Raw genomic sequence first — 7,108 nt, forward strand, 5'->3', positions numbered from 1 at the left:
AGATCCACTCAGCAAACTAAACAAACAACCGGTCCAAAAATCGGTTGCGCCTCAGTCTGAGATTCTGGCTCGGAGCGCTTACTGAGAACTAAGCACTGAGAACTGAGAACTGATTGGCTCCATTGGCTCCATTGTCGAATTTCCCCTATTACCCCCATATTTTCGTGCTTTTTCGTGTATTTCGTGGACCCGCCTTTCGCCGCGCCCCGCCGCCCGGCGATGCTGCGACTTGCATCTTGTCGGGACCGCCGCCACAGTTTGCCCCCTTTTTGACATGAGCACCGAGCGACGCCGTTCCTATCCTTACGACCAGATCGAGCCCAAGTGGCAGGAGCGCTGGGAATCCGCGCGGACCTTCCACGCGCCGAATCCCGGCGAAGACGGCTTTGATCCCACCAAGCCCAAGTACTTTGTGCTCGATATGTTCCCGTATCCCAGCGGCGCGGGGCTGCACGTGGGGCATCCGGAAGGCTACACGGCCACGGACATCATCGCGCGTTACAAGAAGATGCGCGGCTGCAATGTGCTGCACCCGATGGGTTGGGATGCGTTCGGTCTGCCGGCGGAGCAGTATGCCATCAAGACCGGCCAGCACCCGTCGATCACCACCGCAGCGAACATCAACGGCTTCCGTGCGCAGCTTAAGCGCATCGGTTTCGCTTACGACTGGCAGCGGGAAGTCAACACCACGGACCCCAGTTACTATCGCTGGACGCAGTGGATTTTCCTGCGGCTCTACCACAGCTATTTCGATCCGTTCCTGCTCAAGGCCCGGCCCATTTCGCTGCTTGAGGATGCGCTCGCGGATGAGCCGAAGCGCACCGACGAATGGAAGGACGACGACTATCTCGCCGGTCTCCGCGCGCACAGCGGCGATCTGCCGCCGGAACGCCGCACGGCCGTGCGCGAAGCCATCATCGATCATCATCGCCTCGCCTATGTGAGCGATGCGCCGGTGAATTGGTGCCCCGGCTTGGGCACGGTGCTGGCCAACGAAGAAGTCATCGACGGCAAGAGCGAGGTGGGCGGCCACCCGGTCGAGCGCCGTCTCATGCGCCAGTGGATGCTCCGCATCACCACCTACGCGCAACGCCTCATCGACGAGCTCGACGGCCTCGATTGGCCCGAGTCGATCAAGCTCCTGCAGCGCAATTGGATCGGGCGCAGCGAAGGCGCGGAAGTGCAGTTTTCCGTCGCCGGCACGGACGAGAAAATCACCGTCTTCACCACGCGGCCCGACACGCTCTACGGCGCCACCTACATGGTGCTCGCGCCGGAGCACCCGCTGGTCGATCGGCTCGTCACCGAAGAGCAGCTCCGCACGGTGGAGGAGTATCGCGAGAGGACCGCGCACAAGAGCGACCTCGAGCGCACCGAGCTGTCGAAAGAAAAGACCGGCGTCTGGACCGGCGCCTTTGCCATCAACCCGGTGAACGACGAGCGCATCCCCATCTGGATCGCCGATTACGTGCTGGTCGGCTACGGCACGGGCGCGATCATGGCCGTGCCGGCGCACGATGAGCGCGACTGGGAATTTGCCCGGAAATACGCTTTGCCGATTCGCGAAGTCGTTTCCACCACTCCCACGCTCGGACTGGGTGGGGGATCGAGCCCTTGCGAGGCGGAACCGCTCGAGGTTTTCGTCGGGGAAGGCTACGCCATCCATTCCGGCCCGCTCGATGGCCTGCCCTCGGCGGACGCCAAGGCGGAGATCGTCCGCCAGCTCACCGGCCGTGGCCTGGCGCGCAAGACCATCAACTTCAAGCTGCGCGACTGGCTCTTTTCCCGGCAGCGTTACTGGGGCGAGCCTTTTCCGATCGTCTGGGAAAATGGCAAGCACCGCGCCCTGCCCGATACCCATCTCCCGCTGAACCCGCCGCCGCTCGACGACTTCAAGCCCACCGGCACCGGGGAGCCGCCGCTGGCCAAGGCCACGCAGTGGGTGCGTTATTCCGACAAGGCCACCCGGGAAACCAACACCATGCCCCAGTGGGCGGGCTCCTGCTGGTACTACCTGCGCTATTGCGATCCCTTGAACCACAACCGCTTCGTCGGCGTGGATGCCGAGCGTTACTGGATGACCGGGCAAGTGAACCAGGCCGCGCCAGCGGACGCCGGCGCCCCGGCGCGCCCCGGTGGCGTGGATCTCTACGTCGGCGGCACGGAGCACGCCGTGCTGCATCTGCTCTACGCCCGCTTCTGGCACAAGGTGCTCTTCGATCTGGGCTACGTCAGCACGCCCGAGCCTTTCCAGCGCCTGGTCAACCAAGGCCTCATCCTCGGTGAAGACGGCCAAAAGATGTCCAAGAGCCGCGGCAACGTGGTCAACCCCGATGACGTCATCGCCGAGTACGGCGCCGATGCCCTGCGCTGCTACGAGATGTTCATGGGCCCGCTGGAGCAGACCAAGCCCTGGAGCATGGCCGGGGTCGAGGGCGTGTCGCGCTTCCTGGCGCGCGTCTGGCGCCTGGCCATGGAGGAAAACCAGGCCGGGGAGTGGATGGTCTCTTCCGCCCTGCAGGACATGGAACCCGACAAGGCGCAGCTCAAGGTCATCCACGCCACCATCAAGAAGGTGGGCGAGGACATCGAGACCCTCGGTCTCAATACCGCCATCTCCCAGATGATGATCTTCGTGAACACCTTCACGAATGCCAACCCGCGTCCGCGCAGCGCCCTGCGCACTCTGTTGCAGGTCCTCAACCCCTTTGCCCCGCACCTCACCGAGGAGCTGTGGGAACGCCTCGGCTTCAGTGAAAATGGCTCCCGCGCACTGCCCACCGAGCCATGGCCGGTCTACGAGGAGGCCCTGCTGATCGAGGACGAGATCGAAATCGTCGTCCAGGTGAATGGCAAGGTCCGCGACAAGATCGTGGTCAAAAAGGAGGCGACCAAGGAGGAAATCGAGTCCGCCGCCCGCGCCTCCAGCAAGATCGCCGAGTGGACCACCGACAAAGAGATCACGAAGGTCGTCGTTGTGCCGGGCAAACTCGTGAATATCGTGGTGGCGGGTTAGGGCGAAGAAACTTGCAACTTGCGGGTTGTCTTGGGGTTAAAAAATCTTAATCCCTCATCATTTCCTATGAAATTGCCAAAACTCTCCCGAAACCAATGGGTTCTGCTCGTCTTGGTGCTCGTCCTCACTGGGGAGGTCGTCAATTACATCTGGTCAAATTGGGGACTCGTGACCATTCACGCCAAGGGGCAATCGCTGAGCCAGGTCATCCGTTCCATCGAGAAGCAGGGGCATGTGACCATCCAGTCGAACCTGGACGCGACCAAGCCGGTGGATATGTGGGTCACCAAGGTCTCGCTCGCCGAGGCCATGGAGACGCTTTCGGTGGTCACGGAATCGCGCTGGCGGCTGGCTTACTATGTGGCTCCCGACAAGGGGGCGATCGCCACTGCCAAGGCGTCCTTTGCCTCCGGCCAGAAGAAAGAAGGCTGGCATATGATGGTCGTGCCCCTTCCTCCGATCGGTGACGAACCGGCTGTTCTGCCTGATCCGCGCAAGGATACATGGGTGGTGAAAACGCCGGCCGAAGCAACCCTCCAGGCCTACCTCAAGGAAGCGGCCAAGAATGTTTCCGCGACATTCTACGTGCCGGAAGGCTTCAATCCGCCCGTGAAGGCGCCGCCCAAGTCGGGGGAGATCAGTTCCGCGCTGCCCAAGCTGGTGAGCGCCGCCAAGGGAAAATATGAAGAGGTCTTCCTCCTGCAGGGCTCGAATCGCAATGCGGATCGCGGCGAGCGTGGGGAGGGAGATCGACGGGATCGCGGTGGCGACGACGGTGAGCCGCGTTTTGCCGGAAATTTCGGCGGGGGAGACCGGCCCAAGGGCGGTTTCGACCGGTCGGCCATGGAGGAGCGTATCCAGAACGAAATCAATAAGTTGCCGGCCTCCGAGCGCACCGCCGCCCAGCAGGAGCACGATGCGCGCAAGCAGTTTTTCGATTCGCTCAAGGATATGACCCCCGAGCAGAAGGCGGCGGCCTTCCAGCAGATGGCGAGCGATCCGGCCATGCAGGCCAAAATGGAGGACGCCAGCAACAACCGCGATAGCCGTCGCACTCCCGCCCAGCGGATCGCACGAGCGCAGAGTTATCTCCAGCGCATGGCGGCAGCCACCGGCAAGTGATGAAGCCGATTGTCGTGGGGAAATCCCGCTTGCATGGCTTCACACTCATCGAGTTGTTGTGCGTGATTACCATTATCGCCATCCTCGCGGGCATCATCATGCCGGTGGTTCAAAACGTCACCCTCAGGGCCTACGACACGAAGTGCATGAATAATCTGCGGCAGATCGGTGTGGCGGCCAATTCTGCGGCGAACGACAACGACAACACCTATCCCATCGTCGAGATCGACGCGAACGGCAATACCGTCGCCGATACCTTGAACGTCCCGGCCAAGCCGCTGGACGAGGCATTGAAGCCGTACGGCATCACCCCGGAGATTCTCCAGTGTCCTGCCGATATCCGTGGGCCGAACTACTTCGCCTCGCAGAATCCGCACTCCAGCTACATGTGGTCGCCCTATTCCGAGGAAAACAGCGCCAATGTGCCCTCCATCGTTTCCCGTCGGCGTGGCACCATGATCACGATTCCCCTTGCCCGGCTGCAGTTGTGCACCGACTGGAGCGCGGTCCATTTTATCTCCGACGGAAAGACCGGTGCCGGTATGATGATTTACGCTTTGTACGCCGATGGTCATGTGCGCACGACTCGACGTTCAGGCGGAATGCCCAAGAAATAGCCGTGGGGTGGCCGTCGCGGCGCCTGGGTGGCGGCCGGCCTTCCGCTGGAGGTGGCCGGATTGAAATGGATCCGCGTTTAATGAATTCTGGTGAATGCATCTGCGCAACGGCGTTGCGGCGTATGGAATTTGCTGTTAACACTGCCTACGCATGGCCACCGCACCGCAATCGCAGATAGGAATCCTCGCGCTCGAGGGCGAAATCGATCTGCACCGCTCCCCACAGGTCAAGGAAGGCCTGGAGCCTCTCATTGCCCAAAAGCTGCCGCGCATTCTCGTGGATTTTTCGGCCGTCACCTACGTCGATAGTTCAGGGCTCGCGACCATGATCGAAACCCTCCAGCGCATCCAGAGCTACGGTGGTAAATTCGCCATGTTCGGCTTGCGCGACAGCGTCCGCAGCATTTTCGAGATCGCGCGACTCGACCAGATTTTTAGCATCTTCCCGGACGAAGCGGCTGCGGTTGCGGGGACATAGATAGAGGATAAGGAGATCCTGCATCTGTCGATGCCGGGATGGCGTAGAAGGGATAGAGCCGCGCTCCTGTGCGGTAGCGAACCAATTCATATGTCGTTTTCACGTTCCTTTCTGATCCGTCTCGCGCCGTGCCTGCTGGCGGCCGCCGTGGGTGCTTTGCTGTCGGGGTGTGCCAGCACCCGGGCGCGCTCCGTCACCAAGGAGCCCGCCTCGGCTCCGCTGCGGACGGTCTCCCACGTCGATCTCCGTCGATACATGGGCGACTGGCGGGTCATTGCGAACATCCCTTACTTCGGGGAAAAGAATTGCGTCGATTCCATCGAAAGCTACGCGCTGCGTGCGGACGGAAAAATCGACAACCATTTCACCTATCGGAAAAAGAGCTTCTCGGCGCCCCAGAAGCAAATGACTGCACTGGCATGGGTTACGAATCATAAAACCAACGCGGAATGGCAGGTACGCTTCTTCGGGTTGATCACCGTCGACTACCTGGTCATCGATCTCGACCCAGAATATCGCTGGGCGGTGCTCGGCTATCCGGGCCGCAAATATGGCTGGATCCTCGCCCGGGAAAAGACACTGCCACCGAGGACTTACCAGGCCATTCTCCAGCGGCTGAAAACCCAAGGTTACGATCCAGCCCGCTTCCGGAAGGTTCCCCAGTTGCCCAGCCAGATCGGCGACCTCCACTAGAGTCGTTCACTGCAGCGGGACGGTGATGAAGGGGCGAGAAACGCCCGGCAAAAGGCGTCTAATGGTGAATTTTCCGCAACAGAGCCAATGGAACCAATGGAGCCATGCACATTTTGCGCGGGCTCATGGCATACTGTCCCGCATGATCCTCAAGGCTTTCCACTGCGCCCCCATGCAAGATTTTCCCATGCTGCGGTCCATCCGCTGGAATTACCGGCAAGCTCGGACGAAATGAAACGGCGTTTTAAGGTGCCTTAAGCCCCCTTAAGCCAATTTAAGGCGCGAGTTTTTTTTCGGACAGGCCGTAAGCACTACCTGGCGCTCTATTTCAGGGTATCGAGCGCCTTGTTGATCTCCGCGACATGCGTTGCGGGCGAGACGCTCAAGTCGCGCCACACGATCTTGCCGTCTTTGATGAGGAACGACTGGCGCTTGGCGAAGCCGAGGAACGTCGGCACGCCGAATGCCTTCGCGACCGCGCCGTCGGCATCGGCGACCAGGACGAAGGGAAGATGGTATTTTTCGCGAAATTTTTTCTGCGCCTCAGGCTTGTCCTCACTCACCCCCAGAATTTGCACACCGCGCGCCTTCAATCCCTCGAAGGAATCGCGGAGGCTGCAGGCCTCGGTCGTGCAGCCCGGTGTATCCGCCTTCGGGTAAAAATAAACAAGGGTCACGCCCTTGCTGTAGTAGTCCGAAAAGTGCAATGCCTGCCCGGTTTCATCAATCGCATTGACCGTCGGAGCGGCGGCCCCAATTTCGATCGCGGCGGCATTTTTCAATCCTAGGAATGCAAAAAGTGACATATAACAAATGAGATGCGAGAACTTCATCGTGACTCTAATGCGGTTGGCGGGGCTTGTTGGATGCGTATCTGGTCCGGCTGGGTACCGGTAAATAAAAGAAAGCGACTTTGCCGGGCATCTGCAAAGTCAGAAGCGGCGCAATAAGCAAACGTGGCTCATTCATCCAGCGCGTCAATTGCAACGACCGAAAAACCGTCCCATCGGCTGCTCGTGACCATGCGCCAATGGATGGACTCCGACTACTTTCCGGAAGGAGCGGCGGCGGTGCGCGAACGCCCGAACAAACTGGAATTCCGGCGCTGTCTGCCGTTTCTTTTCCTGCACTTGGGCTGCCTGGCGGTCATTTGGGCGGGTTGGAGCCCGGTGGCGGTCGTCA

Annotated in this window: 6 protein-coding genes; 5 read left to right on the forward strand and 1 reads right to left on the reverse strand. The window is 60.6% G+C overall.

Annotated elements, in window-relative coordinates; genetic code table 11:
- Positions 1-274 precede the first annotated feature (274 nt).
- The 5 genes from leuS (at position 275) to ABJF10_RS27920 (ending at position 5,926) form a co-directional block, all read left to right on the forward strand.
- Positions 275-3,016, forward strand: coding sequence for a leucine--tRNA ligase (gene leuS, locus ABJF10_RS27900; RefSeq protein WP_348547898.1), 2,742 nt, complete (start codon positions 275-277; stop codon positions 3,014-3,016).
- Between the two features lie 66 nt (positions 3,017-3,082).
- Complete coding sequence (locus tag ABJF10_RS27905) at positions 3,083-4,138, forward strand: hypothetical protein (RefSeq protein ID WP_348547899.1); 1,056 nt, start codon at positions 3,083-3,085, stop codon at positions 4,136-4,138.
- Complete coding sequence (locus ABJF10_RS27910; protein ID WP_348547900.1) at positions 4,138-4,755, forward strand: type II secretion system protein; 618 nt, start codon at positions 4,138-4,140, stop codon at positions 4,753-4,755. Before ABJF10_RS27905 ends, ABJF10_RS27910 begins: the two co-directional genes overlap by 1 nt.
- 151 nt (positions 4,756-4,906) lie before the next feature.
- Positions 4,907-5,233 carry an STAS domain-containing protein gene (locus ABJF10_RS27915; RefSeq protein ID WP_348547901.1) on the forward strand — a complete coding sequence of 109 codons (327 nt, stop codon included), beginning with the start codon at positions 4,907-4,909 and terminating at the stop codon, positions 5,231-5,233.
- 90 nt (positions 5,234-5,323) lie between these two features.
- Entirely contained in the window at positions 5,324-5,926 is a 603-nt protein-coding gene (locus ABJF10_RS27920) for a lipocalin family protein (RefSeq protein ID WP_348547902.1), read from the forward strand.
- 323 nt (positions 5,927-6,249) lie between these two features.
- Here ABJF10_RS27920 and ABJF10_RS27925 read toward each other — a convergent pair whose 3' ends face one another.
- Positions 6,250-6,732 carry a peroxiredoxin gene (locus tag ABJF10_RS27925; protein WP_348547903.1) on the reverse strand — a complete coding sequence of 161 codons (483 nt, stop codon included), beginning with the start codon at positions 6,730-6,732 and terminating at the stop codon, positions 6,250-6,252.
- Between the last annotated feature and the right edge of the window lie 376 nt (positions 6,733-7,108).

This window comes from Chthoniobacter sp. (assembly GCF_040003245.1).
Classification (GTDB): domain Bacteria; phylum Verrucomicrobiota; class Verrucomicrobiia; order Chthoniobacterales; family Chthoniobacteraceae; genus Chthoniobacter.